General features: G+C 68.4%; 29 protein-coding genes. 10 read left to right on the top strand and 19 right to left on the bottom strand.

The features are described from left to right. Positions 1–151 precede the first annotated feature (151 nt). From BLR04_RS36915 to BLR04_RS36905, 3 genes are all read left to right on the top strand, one after another. A complete protein-coding gene (locus BLR04_RS36915; RefSeq protein WP_090773825.1) occupies positions 152–1,357 on the top strand; it encodes an MFS transporter in 1,206 nt (401 codons plus the stop codon). 86 nt (positions 1,358–1,443) lie between these two features. Then, entirely contained in the window at positions 1,444–1,881 is a 438-nt protein-coding gene (locus BLR04_RS36910; protein WP_176903482.1) for a GFA family protein, read from the top strand. Next, positions 1,775–3,319, top strand: coding sequence for an NAD-dependent succinate-semialdehyde dehydrogenase (locus BLR04_RS36905; protein WP_342672330.1), 1,545 nt, complete (start codon positions 1,775–1,777; stop codon positions 3,317–3,319). The genes BLR04_RS36910 and BLR04_RS36905 overlap by 107 nt, the downstream gene beginning before the upstream one ends. A 102-nt stretch (positions 3,320–3,421) precedes the next feature. Here the strand turns inward: BLR04_RS36905 and BLR04_RS36900 are convergent, their stop codons facing one another. Then, positions 3,422–4,036 (bottom strand): NADPH-dependent FMN reductase, encoded by a 615-nt coding sequence (locus BLR04_RS36900; protein ID WP_090773822.1) that lies wholly within the window; start codon positions 4,034–4,036, stop codon positions 3,422–3,424. A 102-nt stretch (positions 4,037–4,138) separates the two neighbouring features. After that, positions 4,139–4,432, bottom strand: a complete 294-nt coding sequence (locus BLR04_RS36895; protein WP_090773821.1) for a hypothetical protein — start codon at positions 4,430–4,432, stop codon at positions 4,139–4,141. A 137-nt stretch (positions 4,433–4,569) separates the two neighbouring features. On the opposite strand from BLR04_RS36895, the gene BLR04_RS36890 reads away from it, so the two are divergent. Further along, positions 4,570–5,184 (top strand): TetR/AcrR family transcriptional regulator, encoded by a 615-nt coding sequence (locus BLR04_RS36890; RefSeq protein WP_090773837.1) that lies wholly within the window; start codon positions 4,570–4,572, stop codon positions 5,182–5,184. Between the two features lie 162 nt (positions 5,185–5,346). On the opposite strand, the gene BLR04_RS42920 is transcribed toward BLR04_RS36890, so the two are convergent. After that, on the bottom strand, positions 5,347–5,571 hold the full coding sequence (locus BLR04_RS42920; RefSeq protein WP_425413473.1) for a DUF4158 domain-containing protein: 225 nt from the start codon (positions 5,569–5,571) through the stop codon (positions 5,347–5,349). Between the two features lie 271 nt (positions 5,572–5,842). Here BLR04_RS42920 and BLR04_RS36880 point away from each other — a divergent pair, with 271 nt between their 5' ends. Next, the gene (locus tag BLR04_RS36880; RefSeq protein WP_245740957.1) at positions 5,843–7,027 is read left to right on the top strand and encodes a coiled-coil domain-containing protein; all 1,185 of its coding nucleotides are present in this window, start codon (positions 5,843–5,845) and stop codon (positions 7,025–7,027) included. Positions 7,028–7,235: 208 nt separating this feature from the next. Here the strand turns inward: BLR04_RS36880 and BLR04_RS36875 are convergent, their stop codons facing one another. The 10 genes from BLR04_RS36875 to BLR04_RS42135 form a co-directional block, all read right to left on the bottom strand. Then, positions 7,236–7,769, bottom strand: coding sequence for a hypothetical protein (locus tag BLR04_RS36875; RefSeq protein WP_245740965.1), 534 nt, complete (start codon positions 7,767–7,769; stop codon positions 7,236–7,238). A gap of 17 nt (positions 7,770–7,786) precedes the next feature. After that, on the bottom strand, positions 7,787–8,911 hold the full coding sequence (locus BLR04_RS36870; RefSeq protein ID WP_090773817.1) for a DUF6545 domain-containing protein: 1,125 nt from the start codon (positions 8,909–8,911) through the stop codon (positions 7,787–7,789). Further along, positions 8,911–9,393, bottom strand: a complete 483-nt coding sequence (locus tag BLR04_RS36865) for a hypothetical protein (RefSeq protein ID WP_090773816.1) — start codon at positions 9,391–9,393, stop codon at positions 8,911–8,913. The genes BLR04_RS36870 and BLR04_RS36865 overlap by 1 nt, the downstream gene beginning before the upstream one ends. A gap of 64 nt (positions 9,394–9,457) precedes the next feature. Beyond that, positions 9,458–9,829, bottom strand: a complete 372-nt coding sequence (locus BLR04_RS36860; RefSeq protein WP_090773815.1) for a hypothetical protein — start codon at positions 9,827–9,829, stop codon at positions 9,458–9,460. Between the two features lie 767 nt (positions 9,830–10,596). Further along, a complete protein-coding gene (locus tag BLR04_RS36855) occupies positions 10,597–11,121 on the bottom strand; it encodes a GNAT family N-acetyltransferase (protein WP_090773814.1) in 525 nt (174 codons plus the stop codon). Between the two features lie 311 nt (positions 11,122–11,432). Beyond that, a complete protein-coding gene (locus BLR04_RS36850; RefSeq protein WP_143022377.1) occupies positions 11,433–12,218 on the bottom strand; it encodes a hypothetical protein in 786 nt (261 codons plus the stop codon). A 361-nt stretch (positions 12,219–12,579) separates the two neighbouring features. Then, positions 12,580–12,768, bottom strand: coding sequence for a SpoIIE family protein phosphatase (locus BLR04_RS42520; protein ID WP_342672331.1), 189 nt, complete (start codon positions 12,766–12,768; stop codon positions 12,580–12,582). Further along, the gene (locus BLR04_RS36840) at positions 12,744–14,576 is read right to left on the bottom strand and encodes a SpoIIE family protein phosphatase (RefSeq protein ID WP_143022376.1); all 1,833 of its coding nucleotides are present in this window, start codon (positions 14,574–14,576) and stop codon (positions 12,744–12,746) included. Before BLR04_RS36840 ends, BLR04_RS42520 begins: the two co-directional genes overlap by 25 nt. A gap of 353 nt (positions 14,577–14,929) precedes the next feature. Continuing rightward, entirely contained in the window at positions 14,930–15,721 is a 792-nt protein-coding gene (locus tag BLR04_RS36835; RefSeq protein WP_090773836.1) for a succinate dehydrogenase/fumarate reductase transmembrane subunit, read from the bottom strand. 406 nt (positions 15,722–16,127) lie between these two features. Beyond that, positions 16,128–16,286 (bottom strand): tyrosine-type recombinase/integrase, encoded by a 159-nt coding sequence (locus tag BLR04_RS42135; RefSeq protein WP_245740953.1) that lies wholly within the window; start codon positions 16,284–16,286, stop codon positions 16,128–16,130. On the opposite strand from BLR04_RS42135, the gene BLR04_RS42130 reads away from it, so the two are divergent. Further along, the gene (locus BLR04_RS42130) at positions 16,278–16,583 is read left to right on the top strand and encodes a hypothetical protein (RefSeq protein WP_245740951.1); all 306 of its coding nucleotides are present in this window, start codon (positions 16,278–16,280) and stop codon (positions 16,581–16,583) included. The genes BLR04_RS42135 and BLR04_RS42130 overlap by 9 nt on opposite strands. Positions 16,584–16,681: 98 nt before the next feature. Here BLR04_RS42130 and BLR04_RS36825 read toward each other — a convergent pair whose 3' ends face one another. The 3 genes from BLR04_RS36825 to BLR04_RS36815 all read right to left on the bottom strand — a co-directional run bounded on the left by BLR04_RS36825 (position 16,682) and on the right by BLR04_RS36815 (position 20,921). Continuing rightward, positions 16,682–18,163 (bottom strand): MFS transporter, encoded by a 1,482-nt coding sequence (locus tag BLR04_RS36825; protein WP_218129309.1) that lies wholly within the window; start codon positions 18,161–18,163, stop codon positions 16,682–16,684. Positions 18,164–18,448: 285 nt separating this feature from the next. Beyond that, positions 18,449–19,903 (bottom strand): aldehyde dehydrogenase, encoded by a 1,455-nt coding sequence (locus BLR04_RS36820; protein WP_090773810.1) that lies wholly within the window; start codon positions 19,901–19,903, stop codon positions 18,449–18,451. A gap of 178 nt (positions 19,904–20,081) precedes the next feature. Further along, entirely contained in the window at positions 20,082–20,921 is an 840-nt protein-coding gene (locus BLR04_RS36815; protein ID WP_090773809.1) for an oxidoreductase, read from the bottom strand. Between the two features lie 168 nt (positions 20,922–21,089). On the opposite strand from BLR04_RS36815, the gene BLR04_RS36810 reads away from it, so the two are divergent. After that, entirely contained in the window at positions 21,090–21,635 is a 546-nt protein-coding gene (locus BLR04_RS36810; protein WP_090773808.1) for a TetR/AcrR family transcriptional regulator, read from the top strand. 291 nt (positions 21,636–21,926) lie between these two features. Here BLR04_RS36810 and BLR04_RS36805 read toward each other — a convergent pair whose 3' ends face one another. Together BLR04_RS36805 and BLR04_RS36800 are read right to left on the bottom strand one after the other, a co-directional pair. Next, entirely contained in the window at positions 21,927–22,481 is a 555-nt protein-coding gene (locus tag BLR04_RS36805) for a DinB family protein (RefSeq protein ID WP_090773807.1), read from the bottom strand. A 68-nt stretch (positions 22,482–22,549) separates the two neighbouring features. Then, complete coding sequence (locus tag BLR04_RS36800; protein WP_090773806.1) at positions 22,550–22,855, bottom strand: DUF4158 domain-containing protein; 306 nt, start codon at positions 22,853–22,855, stop codon at positions 22,550–22,552. Positions 22,856–23,175: 320 nt separating this feature from the next. On the opposite strand from BLR04_RS36800, the gene BLR04_RS36795 reads away from it, so the two are divergent. The 3 genes from BLR04_RS36795 (at position 23,176) to BLR04_RS36785 (ending at position 25,691) form a co-directional block, all read left to right on the top strand. Then, a complete protein-coding gene (locus BLR04_RS36795; protein ID WP_090773805.1) occupies positions 23,176–24,303 on the top strand; it encodes an ABC transporter permease in 1,128 nt (375 codons plus the stop codon). Further along, on the top strand, positions 24,300–25,016 hold the full coding sequence (locus tag BLR04_RS36790; RefSeq protein WP_090773804.1) for an ABC transporter ATP-binding protein: 717 nt from the start codon (positions 24,300–24,302) through the stop codon (positions 25,014–25,016). The genes BLR04_RS36795 and BLR04_RS36790 overlap by 4 nt, the downstream gene beginning before the upstream one ends. A 63-nt stretch (positions 25,017–25,079) precedes the next feature. After that, a complete protein-coding gene (locus BLR04_RS36785; RefSeq protein ID WP_090773803.1) occupies positions 25,080–25,691 on the top strand; it encodes a TetR/AcrR family transcriptional regulator in 612 nt (203 codons plus the stop codon). A gap of 129 nt (positions 25,692–25,820) precedes the next feature. Here the strand turns inward: BLR04_RS36785 and BLR04_RS36780 are convergent. Continuing rightward, positions 25,821–26,696 (bottom strand): complex I 51 kDa subunit family protein (locus BLR04_RS36780; RefSeq protein WP_090773802.1); only part of this gene is annotated, 876 nt, incomplete at its 5' end.

Genomic DNA, 26,696 nt, shown 5'->3' with positions numbered 1-26,696 from the left:
AGTGATAGCTCCATGAGACGTGGACGAAATGGGTGTCTGGTTACTCCCGCGCGCTCGATGGACCCTCGAATCGTCCTGATCGCTGGCTTCGCCCCTCGTCAGGCACCCCCGCGCCCGGAAGGGCTCCCTATACCACCCCTGGAACAACACCATGATCGACACAGGCACGACAATCCCAGCACCGATCCCGGCGACCGCGCGGCAGAATCGCCTCCCGGTAAAGGCCCTGCTTGGCCTCTTCCTAGCCGGGTTCATCAGCATCCTCACCGAATGCCTGCCGGCCGGTCTGCTGGCGGAGATGAGCCACACTCTGGGCACCAGCGTCTCCCTGACCGGCCAGACCGTCACGCTGTACGCGCTCGCCACCGCCCTGGGTGCCATCCCGCTGGCTCGGGCGACGGCCACCTGGCGGCGCAAGCACGTCCTGCAGCTCGCCCTGGCCGTCGTCGTCGTCTCGAACGCGCTCACCGCGTTGTCCAGTGACTACACGCTGACCATGGTGTTCCGCTTCGTTGCGGGTCTGGGGACCGGACTCATCTGGCCGCTGCTCGGCGGCTACGCCGCCCGCCTCGCACCGGAGGGACGGCAGGGCCGCGCCATCGCCATCGCCCTGGCCGGCACCCCGATCGGGCTGGCCCTCGGAATCCCGTTGGGGACGCTGCTGAGCAGCCTCGGCGGCTGGCAGCTTGCCTTCTACGCCTCGGCCGCCGTGACAGCCCTCACCATGGCCTGGGTACTGGTGGCCGTCCCGAACCTGCCCGGAGAGCCGGCAGAGACCCGGTTCAGGCTTTCACAGGTTCTGGCCATCCCCGGGCTGTGGCCCATCCTGTTCGCACTGGCCACGTACATGATCGCGCACAACCTTCTCTACACCTACATCACCGACCTGCTCTCCCACCTGGGGATGTCAGGCCAGACGGGCTGGGTGCTGTTCACCTTCGGTGTCACGTCTGTACTCAGTGTGCTCGTCGTCGGCGCACACATCGACCGTCACCTGCGCACGCTCGTGGTGGCCAGCACCGTGGTGTTCGGAGCCAGCGTGCTCATCCTGGGCATGGTGTCGGGGGAACCGATCCTGGTCTACGTCGCAGTCGCCGCGTGGGGCTTCGCGTTCGGCAGCTCCCCGAGTCTGTTCGTGGGCGCGGCGATCAACGCCACCCAGGAGGCTGCCGACGTCGCCCAGTCGATCACCATCACGGTCTTCTCCGCCTCCATCGCCGCCGGCAGCCTCCTCGGCGGTCTGCTGATCGCCGGACTGGGCACCGCTTCGATCACCTGGGCCGCCCTGTTCCTGCTCATCGCCGCGGCCGCCACCGTCATCAGCGGCAAGAAGCACGCCTTTCCCACAAACAGCTGATGCCGCGATACACAGCACCTGCGGTGTACTCAAAGGTCAACTAACGGGTCAAAAATCCCGTTATACGAATGAAAGCGACACGAAGCATGATCACCACCGATCTGACGCCCGGCCACCGCACGCGTACCGGACACTGCCTGTGCGGCTCGGTCAGCTACCGGTTCGACGCGGAACCCGAGGCCGTGGTCGTGTGCCACTGCGGCCACTGCCAGCGCCACACCGGTTCCGCATTCTCGGTGAATGTCCTGGTCGCGCGCGACGCCCTGGACATCCAGGGCACGCCCAAGTCGTACCAGACCACCGGCGCCGAGAACGGCAATCTGCGCGACCGGCTCTTCTGCGGGGAATGCGGCACTCCGATTCTTACCGTCCTGCACGAACGGCCCGATCTCGTCATCGTCAAGGCAGGCACCCTCGATGATCCCAACGGCCTGGAACCGTCCGCCGAGGTGTGGCTGCGCCGCGCACAGGACTGGATCGAGCCGGCCAAGCACCGGGCGCGGTTCGACGGCGACGCGAAGTAGCAGCGCACCCAGGACATCGGTCCGTTCAACGCACCCGTACCACCACACCGGCGAGAGTGAGCACACCATGACCTTTCAGACGATCAACCCGGCCACCGGCGAACTCGTGAAGGACTTCCCGCTCCAGTCGGATGATGAGGTATTCGCGGGGCTGGACACCGCGGACCGGCTCTACCGCGAGGACTGGAAATTCAGGCCGGTCGCAGAGCGGGCCCGCATCGTCGCCCGAGCCGCCGAGATCTTGCGAGAAAAGCGGGACGAGTACGTGGAGTACCTGACCCTGGAAATGGGGAAGGTCACTCGCTTGGGCTACTTCGAGGTCGATCTCGTCGCCGACATCCTCGACTACTACGCCGAGCACGGAGAGAAGTTCCTCGCCGAGCAGTCACTCCCCGGCGAGCCCGACGCGAAGCTGATCAGCGAACCCATCGGCGTCATCCTGGCGATCGAGCCGTGGAACTTCCCCTACTACCAGCTGGCCCGCGTCGCCGCGTCCCAGCTGGTCGCGGGCAACGTGGTCCTGATGAAGCATGCCGAGAGCGTCCCGCAGTGTGCCCTGGCCTTCGCCCGGCTCTTCGAGGAGGCGGGGGCGCCAGAAGGGGCCTACACAAACCTCTTCTGCAGTATCGACCAGATCGCCAAGCTGGTCGACGACTTCAGGGTGCGCGGCGTCACCCTCACCGGTAGCGAGCGGGCCGGAACCTCCGTCGGCGAACGCGCCGGCCGCAACCTCAAGAAGGCTGTCCTGGAACTGGGCGGCAGCGACCCGGCCCTGATCCTGGAAGGCGCGCCCCTGGACCACGCGGTCGAGCAGGTCGTCATGGGCCGCACATACAACTCGGGCCAGGGCTGCGTCAACATCAAGCGTGTGATCGTGGTTGGCAAGGAACGAGGCGAGCAGATGCTGGCCGCGCTCGAGGACCGCTTCGCCGAGATCAAGGTGGGCGACCCCAAGGACGAGGACACCCAGGTCGGCCCTCTGTCGAGCGAACGCGCCCTGGAAGGACTGCTCCGGCAGATCCAGGAAGCCAAGGACGCGGGTGCACGCATCGTCCACGGCGGCAACCGCGTCGACCGCCCCGGCTTCTACCTCGAACCGACGATTATCACCGACATCACCGAGGACAACCCGCTCTACCACGAAGAAGCCTTCGGACCTGTGCTGTCCTTCTACGTCGTGGACAGTGAGGACGAAGCGATCCGGCTGGCCAACGCCACCAGGTTCGGGCTGGGCAGCTACGTCTTCGACGCCGATGTCGACCACGCCCAGCAGGTGGCCGCCCGCATCGAAGCGGGCATGGTGTACATCAATACCTGCTTCGCCGACTCGCCAAGCCTGCCCTTCGGGGGCGTCAAGAACTCCGGGTTCGGCCGCGAGCTGGCCGAACTGGGGATCGGCGAGTTCCTCAACCGCAAGATGGTGAAGATCGCACAGTAGAGCAAGAGCAAAGCGCGCCGGTTGGAAGTCTCGGGCCCTGCCCCCGAGGTGTGGACACCTTGAGTACCGGATGATGGAGATCCGGAGACAAGGAGGTCGACTTCACCGCGACCGGCCTGGCCGCATGAGTGCTGTGCCCCGTGCCACCAGCTCGTCGAGCATGGTGGTGACGTTCTTCTCCTGGAGGTCGCTCGGTGTGAACCGGGTGAACTCCTGGAAATCGTCGGCGAAGGTGAGCTCGACGGTGGAGTGCACGTCGACGACCTTGAGGTCGCTCAGGACCAGCCGTAGGTGTTCGACGGCGCGGATGCCGCCGTTGATGCCGTAGCCGACGAACCCCGCGGCCTTGTCGTTCCACTCGGCGTAGAGGAAGTCGATGGCGTTCTTGAGCGCGCCGGAGATCGAGCCGTTGTACTCCGGGGTCACGAAGACGTAGGCGTCGAACGAACCGACCTTCTCAGCCCACGTGCGGGTGTGGGGGCGGCTGTATTGGCCGCCGCGGGGCGGCATGGGCTCGTCGAGGTGGGGCAGCGCGTAGTCGGCAATGTCCACGACCTCGAAGGTCGCGTCATCGCGGCCGGCAGCGAGGACGTGAACCCAGCGGGCCACGGTGTCGGCCTTACGGCCCGGGCGAGTGCTGCCAACGATGATCGTCACCTTCAGTGCCGTGGTGTGGTCTACCTGGTTGATGGTGATCGGTTCGGTCGGTGATTGCATGGCGGATCACCTTTCGGGAAGCTGGTGTGGTTGTTTCGACCTGCGAGACGGGCGGTCGGGCCCGCCGCTGAAAACGGCTGCAGCGGCAGCGATTTGGCGTCGTCAGTGGAAGCGGTACGAGCCGACCTCGTGCAGCATGGTCATGACCGAGGGCTCGTCGCACCGTTCGTCAAGGGTCGCCCGGTAGCGCTGGAACGCCTCCAGCGGCCGTAGCACTCCAGGGCCGTCCTCCATCTCCACAAACGCCACAAAGGTGACCTTGTCTTCGAGCTGGAAGGTCGCGTAACGCAGGCCGTCCGGTTGGACCGACTCCAGTTCCTCATAGACGGTCTCGAGCAACTCCAGGTTGCGCGCTACCTCATCGGGCTTGACCTTGCAGCGGATCATCACCTGCATGACCGGCTCCTCTTCACCTCGAGCTTTCGGAAGTCACCGTCACGCTGGCTTACCAGCCCAGCTTTCGGCTCACTCATTTCGCATTACAGCTTGTATTTCAAAATACATGCTGTCAAGTCAATGCTAAGATGCTGGCCATGGCCATCCGCAAGTACGAACAACGCCTGCGCGCAGAGGCGGCGGAGGAAACCCGACGCCGCATCCTCGACGCGGTCTACGAACGACTGCGCGCGGCGCCATCGGAGCCGGTCAGCATCGACCGCATTGCCCAACTGGCTCGCGTGGCGCGCCCCACCGTCTATCTGGCCTTCGGCTCACGCGCGGGGCTGTTCGAGGCACTCGGGGCGGATCTCCTGCAGCGCGGCGGATTCGAACGCATGCTCCAAGCTGCGGCTCACCCGGATGCGCGTGAGGGCCTGCGCGGCGGAATCCGGGGCGTCGTCGACATGTACGCGGCCCATCGAGACGTGCTGCGCGTGCTGTCCTCGATGGCCTTACTCGACGCCGACGCGGTCGGTGGGGCGGTCCAACGGCTGGAGCAAGGCCGATCCAGCGGAATGGCCTACCTCGCGCAGCGCCTGGCCGATCAGGGGGTGCTGCGTCCGGACGTCACCGCCGAACGGGCCGCCAACCTGCTCTGGCTGCTGACGAGCTTCGACAGCTTCGACCTGCTGTACACCGGCCGAGCCCTATCCGTCGATGAGGTCGCAAAGACGCTGATCACGACCGCCGAGCGCAGCCTGTGCCGATAAGGAGCGTGGCCCTGACGGCCAGGCAACCTGGGCTTGTCACGCGAGCGCCTACGCAAGACTGAAGCCTTACCTTCCGCCCCTCCTGTGACGGCCCCAGGGTGTCGATCCTCGAGTTCCCGACCCCGGCCACCGAAGGCGGCGGCGAACGCGTCGCGGCCCCCCTCAACCGCCGCGGCCACCGTCTCCCCAGGAAGTAGTCCTCCCACAGGTCCACACTCCTGTGATCTGCCCACTGCCCCTTCCCGGCTTATCTTGTCTGCCCCCATCCAGGAGGTCGTCCGGGAGGAACCGGCCGATGTAGCGCACCGTGCACATCTGGAGCGCGAAGCCGAGCTGGTGGTGCGTGGAGCGTCGCCGGGCGATCAGATCGCGGTCGACGTCCTCCAGAAAGAACCGCTCCAGCTAGGGGCACATCAGAGTCTCCATCAATCCCGGCGCAGTTCAGTCAGCGCGCCTGCGCTTCCCGCTTCTCCTTCGCTGAGCCAGAACGGGTGGGCGTAGAGCCGCGTCAGACGCTCTCGTGAGTTACTTGCGGGAATTCTGCATTCTCGCAAGTTGGAGCAGGCTGAGGGGCGCGCAACAGATTTGATTTATTGATTTTGATTTTCTGGAAAATCGAAAATGCTAGAATGATCGCGTGACTGTGGAGAGCGGAGTTGTGACGCCTTGTAAGCACTGTGGAGCGTCGATTGAGCAGCGGGGTGGCCGGGGGCGACCCAAGGCGTACTGCCCGGAGAAGGACTGTCAGGCGGCGGCGAAGCGGGAACGGGAGCTGCGGCGGGCGACGCCTGGCCTGGAAGGGTCCCTGGCCAGGGCCGAGCAGTTGTACGACAGGATGGAGAGCGGGCTGGCCGCGGCTATCGAGCCGCTCGCCCGGGCGCTGTCCGAGGAGCTGAGTCCGGCGGGTGTCGAGGCCAAGCTGAGCGCGGTGCAGGCCGAGGCGCACACGCGCATCGCGATCGCCCGTACGGAGCGGGAGCAGGCGTTCGAGCAGGTAAGGCTGGCACGCGAGGCCGCCGAACACGCTCGCCGGCAGACGGCCGACATGCGTCAGCAGCTTGAGGAAGCCCAGAGCGAGCGTGACACCGCGCTGGCGGACGCCGAACGTGCCCGCGAGCAGGCGCTGGCAGCCTTGCGGGAGGCGGCGAGCACCGAACGGCAGGCGTTGCAGACGGTGGAGGAGGCGCAGCGGCGGGCCGAGCTGGCGGAGCGGCGCGCGGAGGAGGCCGCCCGTCAAGCCGAGTTGACGCGGCAGGCCATGGAGCAGTCGCTCGCCGAGATGGCCGAACGGGTCGAGCTGGCCGACAGGCAGGCGGAGGAAGCCCGTGCGCAGGCCGTACGGGCTGAGGAGGGCGCCGAAGAGGCGCGGCGGGAACGTGATCGCGCCCGCGAGGACATGGCGGCGGCCGTCCGTGCCCGTGAGCAGGCCGAACGCGAGGTCGTCGCCGCTGAGGCGCGGGCCGGGGCGGCGGCGCAGGAGCGGGACCGCGCCGGGGAGCGTGCCCTGAACGCCGAGCGCGCCGTGGTCGAGGCCGAACGGGGGCGGGCGGTGGCGCTCGGGGAGTCCACCCGGGCGGCGGCCGAGGTGGAGCGGCTCACGGAGAAGGTGGCGCAGGTCGAGGCGGAGGCCGCGACGGCGCTGTCACGGGAGCGCAAGCTGGTCGCACGGGAGAAGTCGCGCGCCGAAGCGGCGGTCAAGGAGTCCGATCGGCTGCAGGCGGAGCTGCGGCTGCAGCGCGTACGGCTGGAGGATTTGCGGGCTGAGCTGGACTCGGCGCGCGCCGAGGCGGCGCAGCTACGGGAGCGGGCGGTCGCGGCGGAACTGCGCCTGAAGGGCGGCTGAGCCGCCGCGTAGATGGGGCGTCCCCTGGCCGTCTTCGGGCTGTGCTCACTGGCGGGCGGGCCGGCCCAAGCGCCCTGGCAACTGATCGCCGCCCGCGCCGGTCAGGGCCTGGGCGCCGCAGCAGCCCGCACCGCTGTTGTGCCTCGGCCTGCTACGCAGCTGCTGGGTCGTGCGGCCGTGACCGCCGGACGCAGCCCTCGGACCACCGTCACAGCAGGATCGCGAGCGTCGCCCACGTCGCCACCGCGCCGGCGGCGGCGCCGGCGAGTGCCTGAGCCGGGGTGTGGTCGCGGAGTTGTGTGCGGGCCCAGCCGATCAGTGCCACCACCGCGGCGCCCACCGCGTACACGGGCAGCGCGGGCAGCACTGCGGCGAGCATCACCACGGCGCCGGCGGCCACCGCCGTGTGGAACGAGATCTTCCACACGAGGGTGACCGGCACCACCACGCCGAGCGTGGCCAGCATGATGGCCACGCACGCCACGCTCACCGGGGGAGCGCCGAGCCGGACGAGCAACAACAGGGCGAGCACCACCAGGACGAGGACGGACACGACCAGCTTCGGCCGCTGCCGCCGGTCGCCGATGTGCCGATCGCCGAACCACCCCTTGCGGACGCCGACGAAGATCGCCGCGGCGGGGATGCCGCCGCACAGGGCGGCCGAGAGGAGCCCCCAGCCGAACCCGGTCCACCCGGACGAGACCGCGCCCACCACGAGGGGCAAGGTGATCACGATCCACATGGGGGCGAACAGGTCTGTCACACGACGAGCCATTTGTCGTTGTCCGCCACCGTCTGCGCGGTGGTCCTCTGCAGCTTGCTCCACACCGCGAGCAGCCATGCCGCCTCCTCCCTCAAGTCCGTGGACGCCGCGTCCGGCAGGCCCGGCGTGTCGACGACGGGCGGCACATCCGCCGCCTTGCCCAGCTCGGCGAGCGCGAGTGCCCGGTAGAGCATCACGGCGGCCTCGCTCGTGCTGCCCCGGCCGCGACGGTCGGGTGCATCCAGTACGGTGAGCGCCTTGCCGATCGCGTCGAAGGTCTCCTGCACGCGCACGTACAGGCGGGCTTCCAGACCCTTGACGTCGAGGGAAGGCGCCGACGGCGGGAACGCCGCGGTGAGTCGCCGCCACATCGGGCCGAGCCGCCACCACAGCCACCAGCCGCGTACGATCGACCGGCCTTGCACCACGGTGGGCAGGATGAGCGCGAACACGACGAGCAGCACGCACGGGTAGATGAACCAGGTTCGGGCGGTCTCGAGGTCGTACGTCCACCAGCCCGTCAGCGCGCCGAGCGTGGAGACGGGGGAGCCGACTCCGATCAGGCCGGCCCCCGTGAACGCCCCCGACTGGGTGCGGCGTACCCAGCCGCGGGTCCTCCACATCGCTTCGGCGTGCGTCACGGCGAGCGCGGCCAGGACGAGCCCGAGGTAGCCGTCCCACATGCCGAAGTAGACCCGCGTCGACGCGACCGTGCCGTCCGGGACGTCCGGCCAGGGCGAGGCGGCCAGGAACGTTTCAAGCTCGCCCCAGCGGTAGCCGCCCGCCAGGTACGACACCAGGGTCGCGACCCCGGCGACGATGGCGCCGCCGGCGAGGACGCGCCCGCCACGCCCCAGGATCGACGCGATCAGCGCGGCGATGCCGTACGCGCCGACCAGGCCGGCCAGGCGTTTGACGACGGGGCTGAGCGGGACGCCGTACAGGCTGTCGAGCCATTCGGCCGCCGGGGTGAGCGACGTGGTGAGGCCCACGGCGAGTCCGGCGAGGGCGATGAGGACGGCGATGGCCGGCCCGGTGCGGCCGCGGGGTGTCCGGGTTCGTACGGCCCGCCAGATGGTGACGGCCCATACCACGACGACGGCGAACAGTTGCGTGGTCATCAGGGGTAGTCCAGGGCGGAGAAGACCCGGTCGATGCGGCTGGACTGCCTGGGCGGGGCCTGACCGGTGACGGTGAGCAGCGCGAACAGTTCGACGTCGCGTTCATGGGCGTCCGTGCCGGAACGGGCGGCGACGGCCACGGTCGGCGGGGCGCCGACCGTGGCGAGGAGTAACCGTAAGGAGGTGGTGTCGATGCCGGAGTTCCGTCCGGCCGTCGTATCAAGGAACATGTGGCCGATCTCGTGAGCGATGATGTGGTCCCGGTGCAGTCCGTCCGCGGCCGGGTCGATGAACACGTGGTCGACGCCTTCCCAGGGAATCCAGGCACCGCACACCGCGGCCACAGCCGCGCGGGGAAGGTCGTGAATGAGGATCCGGCGACCCCTGGCGTCCTGCACCAGCGACAGGTACAGGTCGAGGTCGAAGGGGTGCGGTGGCGGTACCGCGTTCAGCGCGGCCGCGACGGAGGGGGGTACACGCAACGGTGGTTCGCCTTTCCGGAATTCAGGCTCGAAAGGGTACCGAGCGCTTGCACCACTGGTCCGGTCAAGGGGTGTTGTGGGGCAGCCCTTCGGCCTTGCGGGCGGTTTCGATCATCTGCCGGATCATCTCCAGCGACAATTCCGACAGCCCCGTCGACCGTGCCGCGATGTGCAGCGCCGTCTCGTCGAGCTCCGGCGACGGCTGCCCGGCGGGGACATCCTCTCCAGCCAGCCAGTTGATCGGCACTCCGAGCTCGGCCGCGAGCGCCCTCGTGTGCTCCAGCGAGGGGTTCGGGCGCACGCCCTTGGCGAGTTGGCTGATGTAGGCGTGCGTGATCTTGACGCCGCCCTTGGCCCTGATCGCCGCGGCGATCGATCGGTTCGACCGGCCGTCGCGTTCGAGCGCCCTGGTCAGGCGTTCGGCGAACGTCGCCAAGCGCCGCACCTCCCATACGCTCCGGCACCGCACCTCTTCGCGCGGCAGCCCCTTTGTGGTCTTCGTAGTGGACGCCCACAGTACACAAATCTGGCCAAGTTGGTCTGAGTGGTTGACAGAGCAGCCCACATGCCGACAAGATCAAGCGCTTCGGTGGAAACTCCCACAACCCATACGGAACGCACCAGTTACCAGACCGGAGACCCCTCGTCGTGAGCCCCCACCTGGATCCAGCCGGCCGAGAGCTGCGCCTGCAGCTCTCGGCAGTCCTGCACCAGCAGGCGCTGGGACGGCTCCGGGTCATGACGCTCCGGGTTTCGGCCACCGACCTTGACCCTGTGGGTAGCGGCGGACGCCGGCCTGGGCGGTGCGTTCGGTGCCGTGCGGGCGGCGAAAGTCCGGCGGTACCGGGCCACCCCCGAGACGGCTTGCTCCCACCCTGTGCAGGGGTCCGACCTGGTATGAGCCGGGTGGGAGCAAGCATCCCCGCATCGGTCAGACCTTACAGACCAGCTTGCCCCCGCCCCGAACACGGGACTAGTGCGGTAGTCCGGTTTCCCTCGCCAAAGGCGGGTGGGGGCAAGCTTCTCCATCGCAGCGCGGTACGATCCGCAGCTTTTATGGCTCAATGTCGGGTTCGCGAGGTCCTGGCACAGCTAAATGATCTTTCTGTAATGGACGCTGAGACGCGAACTCGGCACTCCGAATGGGAGAGGCTCCAGGGGCCACGGGGGCGCTCCTGGAGCCTCTCAGCGCGTTTCCCCTGGTCAGGGGTTAGGGGCACAGTATGAGGCCGGTGGGCTCGGTGCGCCTTGGACAGTGATCCAGTAACGTCGCATGGCGCCGTGCTCGGTCTCCCGGACGTCCTCAAGGACGCCGCCCTGACGCTCGATCGTCCTCGCGGAGGCGACGTTGTCCGCGGCGCACGCGATCAGCACTCTGCCCAGGCCGAGCGAGCGCGCCTCGTCGAGGATCCGGCCCAGCGCCCAGGTGGCCAGCCCGCGCCGCCGCGCGGACGGGCGGATGCCGTACCCGATATGGCCGAAGTCGTTGGGCTCGTGCCGTAGCGCGATCGCGCCCAGCACCCGGTCACCCTCGACGATCCATCGATAGGTACAGCGCACCCGGCCGACGTCCAGCCGGGCGACCCAGGCCGCGAACCCCGCAGGCGAGTCCACCTCATCGGACGGCTCGATACCGAACCCGTCCTCGTGGACGCCGGGACCCCACTCATCGCGCGCCTCCAGCCATGCGGCGTGCAGGCGGACGGTGGGCGGGATCAGTTCGGGCATGGGCCGAGCATAAGGGGCCGGTCGCGCACTACAAGAACAGTTGCCTGCCTTCATGACAGCGGGTCGACCGACCTCGACCTGGAGCCGACCCGAAAGTCTCTGCCGCCGATCTCGCCTTCCGCCATGATCGAGTATGGCGATGAAAGAAGAGCTGCTCGCTTACTACGGACGGGACAAAGAGCACAGCCGCCTTCGAGAAGGGCGCGACCGGTTGGAGTTCTGGCGGACACAAGATGTCCTGCGCCGGATGCTTCCGCCGGCTCCGGCTAGGGTGGCACCGGCGTGCATGCCGAGTGGCTGGTCGCCGATGGCTATGACGTCGAGTTACTGGACCTCATCCCACTTCTCGTGGAGCGGGCGCGCGAGCTGACCGGGATATCCGTACGGTTGGGCGATGGACAGTTCGGCCTGGTCAAGGCGTAGTAGGACATTGCGGCGGCGAGCAGGCCCAGGCCCCATGATGTGTAGCCGAACATCTCCATCGACACCTTCCAGACCGGGGCTTGGTCCAGATTGCCCCTCCCAAGGAGCCATGCCGTCATCCCTGCCACGCCGAAGTAGCCGGCCATGCCCGCGCCCACCGACAACGCGGGTCCGAGCACGAGCCATCGCGGCACATCACGTCCTGCCAGCAGGACCACCCAGCGCGGCCAGATCCTGCCGAACCGATGGACCAATGCCAGTGGCAGAAGGGTGCCGGCCAGGGTCAGCAGGACGACGAAGTTGCCGAAAGATGAACCGAGCGCGAAGGGCAGCGGCGTGCGCGCTGTCACGGAGTCGAGTACCAGCACGCTCACACGAGCTGTGCAACCAGCGATCGCGACATAGGCGGCGACGTAGGCCCAGCGTGGTGTGGGATCGGTGCGCCGCTCCGGCGAACGGCCGTGGACTCGGGCGCAGTAGGAGCAGGCTTGCCGGACCCTGCGCTGCTCGGCGACGGCACACGCCACCGTCAGAACGCCCGCCGTCGCTCCAGCCGCACGAGTCAACAGGCTGCCCCAGTGGTCAACCTGGTCGAACAGCAGGGTGGCGAGGCTGATGGCGAGCATGTACGAATAGGCGATCAATCCCGCTCCGACCACCCACGCCAGTGCCACCAACACCCATCGCGCAGGTGCCGGCCAGTGGTGCCGAACCCCCGCGGCGATCGCTGAGCACACCGCCGCGGCTATGAAGGCGAGCGTAACCGCCGCCCACCGGCCAGGCGAGAACTTCTCCTCAGGGGGAGCCGACGCCGCCCCCGGTCCGGTCAGCCACCACACGTGAGCGACTCCATAGACCGAGGTCCACACCGCCGCAACGTACGGCCACCTGCGTGACGCCTCAGCTCTCATCCAGACCTCACCTCTGTCGGGGGACCTGATGAGAGCTTGCTCTGACCACCCTGTGGCCTCGCTGAGGGACGCTGAGGATCCTCTCAACTACGACGGGCGACCTTGAGCTCGCGACGATCTTGTTTTAGAGGGTGCGGGCCACGAGTAGAGCGACGTCGTCCTCGTTGTGCTCGCCTGTCAGCTCGTCGAGCACCACCTCGCAGAGGTCCACGACCGGGAGTGTCGTCAAGGTCAGAGCGGTGCGCAACCGCTCCATCCCCGCGTCGAGATCCCTCTCACGACTCTCGATCAGGCCGTCGGTGTAGAGGACGATCCGGCTGCCTTCGGCGAGGTGCAGGTCGAGCGACTGGTAGGAACCCAGCCGTGACCGATAGGGGTGCCGGCCACGAGACGAGGGAACATGACGTCACCGGCCGGGTCGACGATGGCGGGGGGCGGATGACCGGCGGTGGCCATGGTGCAGTGGTGGGTGACCGGGTCGTAGACCGCGTACAGGCAGGTGGCGGCTACGGTTTCGGGCCCCGTGCCGTGGACGACGGCGCCCTCCTCACTCATGCGCGCGACCAGCCGATCGAGGTGGGTGAGCAGCTCGTCCGGCGGAATGCCCAGGTAGGCGAGGGTGCGTACGACGGTGCGCAGGCGTCCCATCGTCGCCGCGGCGTGTATGCCGTGGCCGGTCACGTCGCCGACCACCAGGGCGACGTGACCGGAGGGCAGGGGAATGGCGTCGTACCAGTCACCTCCGACGCCTGCGTGGATGTCGGAAGGCCGGTAGCCCGCGGCCACCTCGAGCGCATCGCCGCCGGACACGTTACGGGGCAGCAGGTGGCGTTGGAGGGCGAGGGCGGCGGTGTGCTCGCGGGTGTAGCGGCGGGCGTTGTCGATGCTCATCGCGGCACGGGCGACCAACTCTTCGGCGATCACCAGATCGTCCGCGGTGAACGGCGCCGGGTTGTCGGTACGGACGAACACGACGATACCCAGGACTGCGCCGCGGGCCAGGAGCGGAACGATGATCAGGCTGTGCATGCCGGTTTCGCTGACGATCTTTGTTCGGTCGGGGTCCTGGTCGAGCCACGTGCCGGGCGAGGTGTCCAGCACAGGCTCGTAATGGGATGCGCGCGTGGCCATGACCTTCATGAAGGGGGACGCGGGCGGGACGAAGACGGCGTCCCCGAGGGACCACAGTGTTTCGGGGAGCATGGAGTGGATCGACGCCACGCCCGCGCGGCGGAATACGGGGATGCTCACGTCCGAGACGGACAGCCGGTGCAGCGGTTCGTCGTCCGGCAGGATCGAGCCGGCGAGGTCGACCGCGACGTAGTCGGCCAACACCGGCACGGCCAGGTCAGCCAGTTCCTGCGCGGTCCCGGCGACGTCCAGCGTGGCGCCGAGGCGTGCGCCGGCTTCGAGCAGCAGCGCCAGGCGCTGGCGGGTGTGGGCGTGGGTCACGTCGAAGACCAGCGAGCACACGGCCGGAGGCCGGCCCGGTTCCCCCTCCAGGCGGAAGAAGGAGCCCGTGAAGGTGTGGCCCTCGTGCTGGGTGGCCGGGAACCAGGGCGACTCGCCGGCGATCACCGGGACGCCGTCGGACAGCACCTGCCGGAACGCGGCCACCAGACTCGCACTGTCGAACGTCGGCTTGAACTCCTCGAGTGGCCCTCCGACCCGGCCGTTCACGAGGGTCGTCTGCAGGCATCGCGCCGTCTCGTTGCGGCCGACACACCGGAGGTCACCGTCCCAGAGCGACACGGCCACGAGGGAGGGCCTGAAGAAGGGCTCCAGCAGCTGGTTCGCCGGCCGATCCGCGTGCGCGGAGGTTGCCGACACGAGCCAGGCGGTGCCGCCGTCCAGCAGGTACAGCCGCCAGACGTCAAGGCGCAGCAGGACCGGACGGCCATCGCGGCACCGGGCTTCGACGAGACCCGACCAGTGGTCCCGGTGGCCGTGATCTCCGACCCAGGCGCGCACCCGCGCCGTACGGTCGGCGGGCATCAGCAGGACGTCGCCGCTCCGGTGGACGATGTCGGCAACGCGGTATCCGAGGAGTTCTTCGGCGGCTCGTGTCCATCTGATCACGGTGCCCTGGGCATCAAGTAGTGCGATCGCCGGCGTCGTCACCGCTACCACACCCCGCTGTCGGCACCGCCGAAACGTGATCCGTGACCAGCGCGGACGGAACCATCAACCAGGACAAGCAAGTCGGATCTTATCCGGCGTGTGTCTGACACCCGCCGCGGTACTCCTTCCAGGGCCGGCGCAGAATCACGGACGTCGAACGTTGTCGGCGGCGTAGTTGCTTGCACGTCATCTTGACGACGTAGCCCGGAAACCCGTTAGTCATGCCCGGGTAGATCTTTGGCTTTCGGGGCAACACGAAGAGTTCGCGACGATCAGCGGATGAACATTGCCGCTTCTCGCGGTCACGGTCGATCAGTGAGCAGCTGGCGCTTTCGTCGTAACCGTCGGCGTGCTCACTTCACAAATCCGAACGTGATCGCGAGGGGCGCGGACAGGAACCCGAGCACCAGCACCACAGAGACCGCGGTGGAGGTAGCGCGCAGGGCGCGGTAGCGGGCGCGGTTGGCCCAGCCGAGCGTCTGGAAGGCGCTCCAGATGCCGTGGCGCAGGTGCAGGCCGACCATGACGACGGCGACGACGTAGATCAACGTCACGTACCAGCGCGAGGCGTTGAACCCGGCGACCATCCGGTCGGCGGGCTCGCTGTCGAAGCCCTTGGGGTTGACCACGCCGAAGGTCAGGTCGAGCAGGTGCCAGACGACGTACAGCACGATGGTCACGCCACCCCAGCGCATGATGTGCGTGGCATAGCCGCCGGCCTGCGGCTTCTTGGCGACGTACTTGACCGGGCGGGCGTGCGAGGCGCGGCGGGAGAGCGAGATGGCCGCCCACAGGTGCAGGACGACCGACACGAACAGCCCGGTCTCGGCGATCGTCAGCAAGGTGCGGTACGGGAGGATCGGCTCCGCCAGCGTCCTCAGAGCGTGCGCGTATTCGTTGAACGGACCATGGCCAAGGAAGATCTTGAGGTTGCCGAGCATGTGCGCGACGAGGAAGAGCACCATCACGGCACCTGTGACGGCCATGACGACTTTCTGGCCGTTCGAGGAGCGGAGAAACCCGTCGAGCCCCTTCCTCACTGGAGCCTTCTTCGGGTAATTAACGGACGCGGGCGAGATACCGCGCTCTGTCGTGGCAGTCACGCATCTGACGCTAGATATCCAGCATCGATACGTCCTAGACATCATAGGTCTCGTTTTCATAGCTGCAGGCTATGATCCGGGGTGGCGTGGCCTTTTCCTGTTTCGTAGTGCGAGGTACATCTCATCCTTGAGCGAGCCACGCTGCCCCGGTGCTGTTCTCCCGACCCCGCAGTGCGGCGAGAAGAGCTCTCCGCGATGATGGTCCGCCGTTTCCCGGGCCGAGACGGCGGGCTTTCTCGCCCCGCTCCGACGCCGTGATCAACACCTCGGTGACCGAGCCTCGTGAGCGGTCCGGACGGTCGGCGGACCCGGGCGAATCCCATGCGGATACCAGGTCACATCGCCAGGGGCGACGGGGTCCCGGTAGCAATCGCGGATAATCCAACGAACCCATTTCTGACCTGTGCTGATGGTGCGAGAGCGTGCGATGGCCCTGAGCGGTTTGTCGTCAGCGGATCGCCTGGCCGCGGATCTCGGCGTCGGCGACCTTGTCGTCCAGCAGCGCGTACAGCCGGGTGGTTTCGGTGGAGGCGTGGCCGAGGCGGCAGCGCACGGCCTCCGTGGAGACGCCAGTGTTGATGAGCTCGGTGGCGGGGGCGTGGCGCAACTGGTGGATGTCGATCTCGACCCCGGCCTGCGCGCAACCTTGGCGACGTCGGCGGCCGCGGCGGGGCGGGGCAGGTTCTTCGGCGCCTTGATGGTGTCGATGCGGTCAATCGGGTTGGCGTCCAGGAGGTCGTGGCGGGCGGCCCATTTGGTGAAGGAGGCGACGGCGGCGCGCTTGCGCTTGCGGCTGGCCGGCGACAGCTCGGCGAGCTCGGCCAGGAACGCGCGGATGGGTGCGGCGGACAGCGCGCCGATCTCCTCCGAAGCCAAGCCCTTGTACTGGTGGGCGCGGCGGTGAGGGACGGAGCACGATCACCGGCCGTCACGGCCTGCCTGAAACCGTCACCCAACGCACAGTACCTCCGTCGGGGCCGCTCAGCCGTGGGTGGTCCCTGTTTACTCTGCGGCGGCGGGAGTCGGCTGGAGGTGGGGCGTACGGACGGCTTTGCGGGCCGGGGCGAGGGCGGCGGCGAGGGCGGCTCCGAGCAGGAGGAGGGTCAGCGCGGAGAAGCTGTGGGTGTAGCTGGAGTCGTACGGCAGGCCGGAGGGCTGGAGGTGGCTGGTGACCAGGAGGCTGGTGATCGCGGTTCCGATGGCGCCGCCGATGGAGCGGAGGTTGGCGTTCATGCCGGTCGCGGCGCCGGTCTGCTCGGCAGGTACGCCGCCGACGATGAGGTTGGCCATGGATGCGAAGGAGAGACCGACGCCGAGGCCGAAAACGCCCGCCGCGACGGCGATCTGCCACTGCTGGGTGTGCCACAGGGCGAGGATGGCGCAGGCGACCGCGGCGGAGACGGCCCCCGAGATCAGCAGGCGTTTGGCGCCGACCTTGGGTTCCAGGCGCCCGCTGACCACACCGGCGACGAACATCGCGATCAGCATGGGCAGCATGAGCAGTCCGGACGTGGTGACGCTGGCGCCGAATCCGTAGCCGGCGGAGCGGGGTGTCTGTACGAAGCCGGGCAGGAACGACCAGACCGAAGACAGGCCTGCGCCGAACAGCAGAGCGGCGGCGTTCGTGGTCCACACGGACCGCACGCGCATGATGCGCAGGTCGATCAGCGGGCTGCGGGAGTGGGACTCCGCGAACAGCCACAGGGCGAAGAGCACGACGGCCGCGGCGAACAGCGCGATCACAGCAGCGGAACTCCAGCCCCACCGGCTGCCGCGGCTGACCGACAGGAGCAGCGCGACCAGCCATCCGGACAGCAGCACCGCGCCGGACCAGCTGACCCGCCCCTTCGCCCGTCGGGGCGACTCGGGGACATAGCGCAGGGCTAGCAGGGCGGTGACGGCGACGATGACGACGGGAAACCAGAACAGCCAGCGGTAGTCGAGCCCGGCCACAATGGGACCGGCAGCGACTATGCCGACGCCGCCGCCGGCGGCGATCACGGCGGACAGGTTGCTGATGCTGCCGCTGACCCTGCCGGGTTCGAACTGGTCGCGGATGATGCCGAAGGACAGTGGGAACACCGCGCCTCCGGCGCCCTGAATGATGCGGGCGATGATCAAGACGCCGACGTTCGGAGCGAGGGCGGCGAGCAGACAGCCGGCGAGGACGGTCAGCAGGACTGCGACGAGGGTGCGCTTCTTGCCGGCCAGGTCGCCGACCCGGCCGATGATCGGGGTGCACACCGAGGCGGACAGCAGGTAGGCCGTCATTACCCAGGTGGCGGTGGATTGGGAGGTGTGCAGTGCGTGTTGGATAGTCGGCAGAGCCGGCGCGATCAGTGACTGCAGCATGGAGAACACGCCCGCCCCGCTCGCGAGGACTGCGAAGATGAGGCGGGTGGACTTGCTGGGCATGGGGTTGTCTCTCCGGGGAAACGGGGGCGTCTTGACGACGGCGCGGGACAGGTCGCGGGTCTCGTGCATGCGGGTGGCACGCCGGTACAGCGATTGCGGCGAGCGGTCACGGCCAGGAGGTGGGCCGGGCGCGTCGCAGCGGTTCGGGCCGCCCGGGGCGGCGGTTCGCCGGGGCGTCGCCGGTGACAGTGCGACCGACGGCTCGGATCGGCCCGGCCCGGCTCGGTTCACGTTGCTCGTCCCCGTGCTGCTCAGGACGTGCCGGCGTCGAGCAGGGGGTGCGGCAGGCCGGGCCGGCCTGCCGAGCGCACTGCGGGTGGTCCCGGCCCGGTAGGTCTGCGCCTCTCCGGTCGGCTACGGCTGCCGGAGCCGGGTGATGGACTTGTGCTCGATGTAGCCGGTGAGTCCGACCTTGCCGTACTCGCGGCCGAGGCCGCTGGCCTTGTAGCCGCCGAAGGGGCCGTCGAAGCTGATGGGCGAGCCGTTGAGGGTGATGGTTCCGGTGCGCAGCTTGCGGGCGACGGCCAGGGCGCGCTCGGGGTCGGCGCTCCAGATGCCGCCTGAGAGGCCATATTCGGAGTCGTTGGCGATGCGGACGGCGTCGTCCTCGTCGTCGTAGGCGATGACGGCCAGGACCGGGCCGAAGATCTCCTCCTGGGCGATGCGCATGGAGTTGTCGACGTCGGCGAAGAGGGTCGGGGTGACGTAGTTGCCCTTTTCCAGGCCCTGGGGGACGTGCGGGCCGCCGGTGACCAGGCGGGCGCCCTCCGCTATGCCGATGTTGATGTAGTCGATGACGCGCTGCTGCTGGTCGGGGCGGATCATCGGGCCGATGAAGGTGTCGGGGGCGGAAGGGTCGCCGACCTTCAGCGATTCGACCATGTCCTTGAGCGCGGCGACGACCTCTTCGTAACGCTCGCGGGGGACCAGGATGCGGGTCTGCAGGATGCAGGCCTCGCCGTTGTTGGCGAGGGAGCCGAAGCGCAGGCCCTGTACGGCGGCGTCCAGGTCCGCGTCCTCCAGGATCAGAGCCGCGGACTTGCCGCCCAACTCCAGGCTGACCCGCTTGAGGTGCTCGCCGGCGATGGAGGCGATGCGCCGGCCGGCACGCGTGGAGCCGGTGAAGGCAATCTTGTCGACGTCCGGGTGGGAGACGAGGTACTCGCTGGTCTCGCGGTCGGCGGGAAGGATGCTGAGCACGCCCGCGGGAAGCCCGGCCTCGTGCCACAGGTCCGCCAGCAGCATCATGCTGAGAGAGTTCTCCGGGGAGACCTTCAGGACGACGGTGTTTCCGGCCAGCAGGGCCGGCACCAGCTTGGCGGTGGCTGCGGAGAACGGCGAGTTCCACGGGATGACGGCGGCGACCACGCCGATCGCCTCGCGCCGCACGATGGTGTCGAAGGCCACCGACGGGTCGGAGGGTTCGATGACCTCCTCCCAGCCGAACTCCTCGGCCGCCTTGAGGTAAGCGTTGACCTGGCGGGTCAGGAAGGGCTGGCCGACCTTGGTGAACCAGCCGGCCGAGCCGTTCTCGACGGAGATGGCCGCGGCGACCTCGTCGGCACGGGCGGTGCGCAGGGCGTCGTAGCGCCGGATGATCTCCTGCCGCTCCTCGGGCGTGGTGCGCGGCCAGGGGCCGTGGTCGAAGGCCTCGCGGGCCGCGGCGACGGCCGCGTCCACGTCGGCGGGTGCGGCCTGGGCCACGCGGCCCAGCACCGACTGGTCGTGGGGCGAAAGGATGTCGAGCAGCTCCGGGTTGCTGGGGGTGACCCAGGAGCCGCCGATGTAGAGCTTGTCGCGAACAGTCATGTCTGTCGATCTCTTCGTGTGAAACGTGGTGGGTTCAGGGCCCGGGCGGGCGTGCGTCCCGGGCGATGCCGCAGGGGTGGAGGAGACCACCGGAGCGAGCGGGTATCCGTGCTGTCGCCGGGCCCGTGGTCGCGTGCCGTCGGGCAGGCGACCGACGGCACGCGAAGCTGCAGGGTCGTTACGCGGTCTGGTGGTCGGTGGAGCGGCTCGCTTCGGCCCATGTGTCGGCCTCGGCCAGGCGAGCCTTTTCCGCGCTGACAGCGATTTCCAGGGCGTCGCTGCCGAGCAGGAGCCGGCGCGGGGGCTCGGGCGCGTCCACGGCGGCGATGACGGCCCGGGCCATTCGGGCGGGGTCACCGGGCTCGTTGCCGCTGTAGGCCGCAAACTGCTCCAGCCATGCGCCGACCGTCTGCTGATAGTCAGGAGCGATGGGTCCGGACGGCTTCGCGGCGCCGGCGGCCCAGCCGGTGCGGATACCGCCCGGCTCCACGATGATCACCTTGATGCCGAACGGGGCCACCTCGTTCGCCAGCACCTCGGAGAAGCCTTCGACTCCGAACTTCGCTGTCTGGTAGGCGCTGAGCCCGGGCGTGCCGCCGACCCGGCCGCCGATGGACGAGATCTGCACGATGTGCCCGGACCGCTGGCCACGCAGTACGGGCAGGGCAGCCCGGGTCACGTTGATCACACCGAACAGGTTCGCCTCGACCTGCGCCCGGAACTCGTCCTCCGGGAAGTCCTCGATCGAACCGCTGGTCGCGTAACCCGCGTTGTTCACAACGACGTCGACGGTGCCGAATCGCTCCACTGCGGCCGCCACCACGCCCCGAGCCTCGGACTGCGACGTGACATCCAGCGCCACGGTCTCCAGCCGCTCCGGATACTTCGCCTTCAGATCAGCCAGAGCCTCCGGCCTGCGGGACGTTACGACGACTCGATCACCGTCCTCAAGAGCCTGAAGAACCAGGGCCCTGCCCAGCCCCTGGGAACCACCGGTGATCAACCACGTCCGTGACATGGCGTTCTCCTCATCATCTCGTTGTCTCTCGCCGCCCTCCAGGGCGCCATCTCAATGTAGACGTTTCATCGTCAACTGCAACATCTATGTTGCAATAAATAGCTGAGATGTACCTCACTGTGGGATGATGGCGCTGTAATCACCACTGCTGGTTAGGATCGCCGGACCATGAGAGCCGATGCCGCACGCAACCTGTCCTCCGTCCTCCGCACCGGGGCCCGCCTCCTGGCGGAGGATCCGAGCACGTCGATGGCGGCCATTGCCGCTGCGGCGGGCGTCGACCGCACCACCGTTCATCGCCGCTTCGCGAATCGGGAGGCGCTGCTGCGCGCCGTCTTCCAGGCCAAACTCGACTCGGCCGAGCGGGTGTTGGACGAGGCGCGGCTGACCGAGGCCCCGGTGCCGGTCGCTCTCCACCGCTATCTGGAGGGGATCATCCCGGTCAGCCGCGAGTGGCCTGTCGACACGCGCCGCATGATGCAGAAGGACCCCGAAGCCAGCGCTCGCCGTGAAGCGCAGAGTGCGCGCCTGAGCACCTTCATCCAGCGCGCTTGCGATGAGGGCTACCTGCGCGCCGATATCGATGCGGCCTGGGCACGTGCGGTCCTCGACGCACTCGTCGACAGCATCGCCCACCGGTTCCCCGCAGTGGATCCCCCGCAGGCGGCCGACCTCGTCGCGGACGCCTTCCTGCGCGGCCTCGGCGTGACCTGACCCTGCGGGTGAGCCAGTCGCCGGCGCCCTGGCCTTCTTCCGCGCCGTCGCCGTCCAGCATCAACCCGCACTCACCTGCTGAAGAATCGAGGACACCATGGCGCGCGCTCGGGGACGATGCTGGGCAGCGTTGAGGAACCCGTGATCAGCGCTTAGCCTTCTGGGGGTGCCGGTAGCAATCGCGGATAATCAAAGCTGATGGGCCAGAAGAAGGTCACAGGGAGATAGCCGCCAACCCTGGCCGTTGTCTGGCGGCACACGGCCGCCGGACAAGGTCGCCCACCGCCGAAATCAGACGCCTTCGCGCAGGTACAGGTCGCGCAGCAGGCCGATCTCGCCGCCGTGATGTGTGGCCTCTTTCAGAGCGTGCAGCGCGAGCTTCAGATAGGTCTCATCGGCCCAACCGCCGGGGCCCATGCCTATCGGCGCCAACAGGCGCTTGTCGCCGAGGGCTGCGATACGGGAGATGAAGTGCTCCCAGTCCTCGGCGAGCGCCTGGATGCCCTCTTTGGCGGTGCCCGGCCACACATCGCGGTCGCCGTAGTCGGGAACGTCGTCGAAGAGGTAGATCACGTAGCCTCGCAGGCAGAGGTTGCCGATGTGCCAGATGCGCCAGGCGATCGTCGTGACGGGGTCCGGCGCGTCCGGACTCGATTCCGGAAAGAGCGTGGCGACGCGGAAGAGGCCGTCGTCGCCGGGGCGGATGCCGATGCAGTCGCCGACCGGCTCCCAGTGGTACTCGGCGTCGGTCAGGCCCTCCAGGCGCCCGAACAGTTGGTAGCGCACCTCTTCGAAGGTCGCGAGAATGTCCCGCGTGACGGGGTCGGGCACGATCATGTCAGCCATGTCAGCTCCAGGACTCGGTGGTTTCGGGTCGGTCGGGATGATCAGGGTCGACGGGTTGGCCGACTCGGTCACGTGCCGCCGCCTCGGCGTGTGTCGCCGGGTGCGAGCAGGCTGGCGAGTTCGGCGATGGCGTCCGGCGACGGCTTGAAGTAGCGGCGGACGTTCTCTGCCTTCTTGTGCCGCGACTTGGCCGTCAGCATCAGCAGGCTCGCCAGCGACGGTGAGTCGTGCTCCATCGCCCGGTCCAGCAGGAACTGTTCCAGCTCCTTCAGCGTCTCGCCTCTGGTCGGAACCGGTTTCCAGTCCAGGTACTCAAGCAGCAGCTTCAGATGATCACTGCGGGTCTGCGCCCGCCGCCCATACTGCTCCAGCATCCGAAGAACTGGGTCGCCAACCCCATCAACCTCCCCGGAAGCGCTACAACCAGTACGAACTGTAGCGGCGAAGATCGTCAACCGTCCCATGAAGGCGAATAACCGCAGTTCGGAGATAGGTTCGTTGGATTATCCGCGATTGCTACCGGTGCCTCGTGACAGTCCCGCCGGGAGCGCCCGGGGCACACACGGCACAACGTACCGACGGATGTGTCGGTAACATTCGGTAAGATGCCGACATTCACGTCGTCAAGTTAAGGCAAAGAGACGGCGTGCCCAGTTTGTCGTGCCCTCATCTCCTCCATTGTTCGGAGAGCTTCGTGTTCCTTGCCCTACGCGATCTGCGCTTCGCCCGCGGTCGCTTCGCCCTGATGGGTGCGGTGGTCGCGCTCATCGCCGTACTCGGCGTGCTCCTGTCCGGGCTTGCCGCCGGTCTGGCGGATGCCGGTATATCCGGTCTGCGCGCTCTGCCCGTGACCCATATGGCCTTCGACGAGAAGGCGACCAGCGAGCAGTTCTCCCGTTCGACCGTGGATCGGGAGGACTGGCAGGCGTGGTCCGAGGCACCGGGGGTGGAGCGGGCGGAGCCGTTCGGGAACACCCTGGCCAACGCCCAGGTGACCCAGGGGGCCAAGAAGGGCGAACAGGTCAACCTCGCCGTCTTCGGCATGGCACCGGACTCTCCCCTGGCACCAAGCCCCAGCAAGGGCGCGGGCCTGGATGAGGGGAGTGCGGGCATCGTGATCACCCGGGAGATCGCCGATCTGGGCGTGGAGGTCGGGGACGTTCTGACCGCGGACAGGAGCGAGGTGCAGCTGAAGGTCGTGGGCCTGGTCGACGAGACCGTCTCCTACGGCCACATCGGCGTCGCCTACGCCGACCTCGACACCTGGCGTCACCTCCACTACGGCCTGCCGGGTGACCTGCCCGAGGCCGCCGGCCGGCAGGCCACGGCCGTCGCCCTGACCCTGGAGCCGGGTGCCGACGTCGCCGACGTGGAGAAGGCGACCGCCACCCGCGCGGACACCAAGGAGGCCACATTCGGCGCGTCCCCCGGCTACACGGCCGAGTCGAGCACCATGGCCCTGATCAAGGGCTTCCTGTACGCCATCTCCGCCCTGGTCGTCGGCGCGTTCTTCACCGTCTGGACCGTGCAGCGCAAGGCCGAGATCGCCCCGTTGAAGGCGCTGGGCGCCCCCACCGGATACATCTTGCGCGACGCACTCGCCCAGGTCGTCGCCGTGCTCGTCGGCGCCACGGTCGTCGGTACCGCTGTCGGCCTGGCCCTGGGCAGCGCGATGATCGGCAAGGCCCCCTTCTCCCTCTCCGCCTCGTCCATCGCCACCTCCTCCGGCCTCCTCATCGTCCTCGGGACCGTGGGCGCCGTCGTCGCCGTCCGCCGCATCACCGCCGTCGACCCGCTGACCGCTCTGGGAGCCACCCGATGACCACACCCGCCACCGACCACCAGGCCGCCGCGGACACCACGGGCTCCGGCGGACTGCGCCTGGACGGCGTCACCCTCACCTTCGGTGACGGCGACGCCGCCGTCACCGCCCTCGACCACGTCGGACTGGCCGTCGCGCCCGGCGAGTTCGTCGCCGTCGTCGGCCCCTCCGGATCCGGGAAGTCCAGCCTCCTCGCCGTCGCCGGCGGCCTTCAGCGGCCCACTTCGGGCACCGTGCACATCGCCGGCACCGAGCTGACCGCCCTGTCGGACAAGGAACGTACCGCCGCCCGCCGCCGCCACATCGGCTTCGTTTTCCAGCAGTCGAACCTGCTGGCCTCCCTCACCGTCAGGGAACAGCTCCTGCTGCCCCTGCACATCGACGGCCGCCTCGACGCCGCGGCCCGGGCCCGGGCCGACGAACTCATCGAGGCCGTCGGGCTCACCCACCGGGCAGGGTCCCGCCCGCACCAGCTCTCCGGCGGTGAGCGCCAACGCGCGGGCCTGGCCCGGGCTCTGATGACCGCCCCCGCCGTCCTGCTGGTGGACGAACCCACCTCGGCGCTGGACCGGGTCCGTTCGGCCGAGGCCGTCAAGCTGCTCGCCGAGCAGACCCATGAGCGCGGCACGGCCACGGTCATGGTCACTCACGACACGGCGATAATGGACGCAGCCGACCGGGTCCACGAGATGGTCGACGGCCGCCTGTCCTGACCGGCGGCCGCCGGCCGCAACCTCGCTCCCGGCCCCGTCCGCCTCTCCAGGAGCCCGTCCCGCATGCCGAAGATCAACGCCGCTACCGTCGCCGAGCACCGCGCCCAGCAACGCGAGGCACTGATCGAGGCGGCGATCGACATCCTGGTCAACGAGGGCGCCGCCGCCGTCACACCGGCGGCGGTCGGCGCCCGCGCCGGCCTGGCCCGCTCCAGCGTCTACCAGTACTTCAACTCCTCGGCAGCCCTTCTGGCCACCATCACGGAAGAAGCCTTCCGGCGCTCCAACCAGGCACTCACCAGAGTCCTCGCCACCGCGAACGGACCGCTGGAACGCGTCGAAGCCTTCTTCGGTGAGAGTCTTCGCCTCGGTGCCGAGGGCGCTCACCGGCCCGCCGTCGCCCTCATGAACGCCGGCCTTCCGCCGGCCTGCCAGCAGCGGCTGATGGAACTCCACCTGGAACAGGTCGAGCCGTTCCGCGCCGCCGTCCGAGAACTCGGCGTTCCCGAGCCCGCGCTCACGGCCGACCTGATCGCCGGAATGCTGCACACAGCCCTGGCCGCCGTCGAGAACGGCACCCCCCTCGACAGGGTCACGGAACGGACTCTCGCACTCGTGCGCCGCTGCCTCACCGCGGCCGACAGCGCGGCTCATTTGTCGCGAGCAGAGCACTGATGCCCTCCTCGAGTTCCTCAGCTATTCGCGACGAACATGGTGTGCACCGCGAACATGTCGCGGGTGTCGGCAAGTTGCTCCTGTCAGAGTGCCCTTGGGGACACCCGTGGATCGGCAGGGCCGAGGTACTCACCCCCAGAGGGTGGACTTCTTCGGGTCCAACGGACAGCCGCCGATCTCGAAGTGCTTGAGGTACTCCTCGCGGAAGTACCTCACCGAGGAGTGGATCGGGCTCGACAGGCTGTCGCCCAGCGCGCACAGTGAGCGGCCGAGCATGTTGTCCGCGATGTCGGTGATCGTGGACAGGTCCTCTTCCGTGCCCTGGCCCGCCTCCAGTCGCTTGAGCACCTGCTTCAGCCAGTAGGTGCCCTCGCGGCATGGCGTGCACTTGCCGCAGGACTCGTGGGCGTAGAACTCCGTCCAGCGCAGCACGGTGCGGACGACGCAGGTGGTGTCGTCGAAGATCTGCAGCGCGCGGGTGCCGAGCATGGAGCCCTTGGCGCCGACCGCCTCGAAGTCGAGCGGCACGTCCAGGTGCTCGTCGGTGAAGATCGGCGTGGAGGACCCGCCCGGGGTCCAGAACTTGATGCTGTGTCCCTCGCGGATGCCGCCCGCCATGTCGAGCAGCTCGCGCAGCGTGATGCCGAGCGGGGCCTCGTACTGGCCGGGGCGGGTGACGTGGCCGCTCAGCGAGAAGATGCCGAAGCCCTTGGACTTCTCGGTGCCCATTCCCGCGAACCAGTCGGCGCCCTTGTCGATGATCGAGGGGACACTGGCGATCGACTCGACGTTGTTCACGACAGTCGGCGAGGCGTAAAGACCCGCCACAGCGGGGAACGGAGGCTTGAGTCGCGGTTGACCCCTGAAGCCTTCGAGCGAGTCGAGCAGCGCCGTCTCCTCGCCGCAGATGTACGCGCCCGCGCCGCTGTGCACGACCAGCTCCAGGTCGAAGCCCGAGCCGAAGATGTCCTTGCCGAGGTAGCCCTTGTCGTAGGCCTCCTTGAC

It is taken from the genome of Nonomuraea maritima (genome assembly GCF_900100395.1).
GTDB classification, from domain to species: domain Bacteria; phylum Actinomycetota; class Actinomycetes; order Streptosporangiales; family Streptosporangiaceae; genus Nonomuraea; species Nonomuraea maritima.
The sequence above is the reverse complement of the archived record's forward strand: the minus strand, read 5'-3'. Positions and strand labels throughout refer to the sequence as shown.

Coding starts and splice junctions, on each gene's coding strand:
- BLR04_RS36915 (WP_090773825.1), top strand. CDS start 152: ATGATCGACACAGGCACGACAATCCCAGCACCGATCCCGGCGACCGCG.
- BLR04_RS36910 (WP_176903482.1), top strand. CDS start 1,444: ATGATCACCACCGATCTGACGCCCGGCCACCGCACGCGTACCGGACAC.
- BLR04_RS36905 (WP_342672330.1), top strand. CDS start 1,775: ATGATCCCAACGGCCTGGAACCGTCCGCCGAGGTGTGGCTGCGCCGCG.
- BLR04_RS36900 (WP_090773822.1), bottom strand. CDS start 4,036: ATGCAATCACCGACCGAACCGATCACCATCAACCAGGTAGACCACACC.
- BLR04_RS36895 (WP_090773821.1), bottom strand. CDS start 4,432: ATGCAGGTGATGATCCGCTGCAAGGTCAAGCCCGATGAGGTAGCGCGC.
- BLR04_RS36890 (WP_090773837.1), top strand. CDS start 4,570: ATGGCCATCCGCAAGTACGAACAACGCCTGCGCGCAGAGGCGGCGGAG.
- BLR04_RS36875 (WP_245740965.1), bottom strand. CDS start 7,769: ATGTGGATCGTGATCACCTTGCCCCTCGTGGTGGGCGCGGTCTCGTCC.
- BLR04_RS36870 (WP_090773817.1), bottom strand. CDS start 8,911: ATGACCACGCAACTGTTCGCCGTCGTCGTGGTATGGGCCGTCACCATC.
- BLR04_RS36855 (WP_090773814.1), bottom strand. CDS start 11,121: ATGCCCGAACTGATCCCGCCCACCGTCCGCCTGCACGCCGCATGGCTG.
- BLR04_RS36835 (WP_090773836.1), bottom strand. CDS start 15,721: ATGTCTAGGACGTATCGATGCTGGATATCTAGCGTCAGATGCGTGACT.
- BLR04_RS36825 (WP_218129309.1), bottom strand. CDS start 18,163: ATGCACGAGACCCGCGACCTGTCCCGCGCCGTCGTCAAGACGCCCCCG.
- BLR04_RS36820 (WP_090773810.1), bottom strand. CDS start 19,903: ATGACTGTTCGCGACAAGCTCTACATCGGCGGCTCCTGGGTCACCCCC.
- BLR04_RS36815 (WP_090773809.1), bottom strand. CDS start 20,921: ATGTCACGGACGTGGTTGATCACCGGTGGTTCCCAGGGGCTGGGCAGG.
- BLR04_RS36810 (WP_090773808.1), top strand. CDS start 21,090: ATGAGAGCCGATGCCGCACGCAACCTGTCCTCCGTCCTCCGCACCGGG.
- BLR04_RS36805 (WP_090773807.1), bottom strand. CDS start 22,481: ATGGCTGACATGATCGTGCCCGACCCCGTCACGCGGGACATTCTCGCG.
- BLR04_RS36800 (WP_090773806.1), bottom strand. CDS start 22,855: ATGCTGGAGCAGTATGGGCGGCGGGCGCAGACCCGCAGTGATCATCTG.
- BLR04_RS36790 (WP_090773804.1), top strand. CDS start 24,300: ATGACCACACCCGCCACCGACCACCAGGCCGCCGCGGACACCACGGGC.
- BLR04_RS36785 (WP_090773803.1), top strand. CDS start 25,080: ATGCCGAAGATCAACGCCGCTACCGTCGCCGAGCACCGCGCCCAGCAA.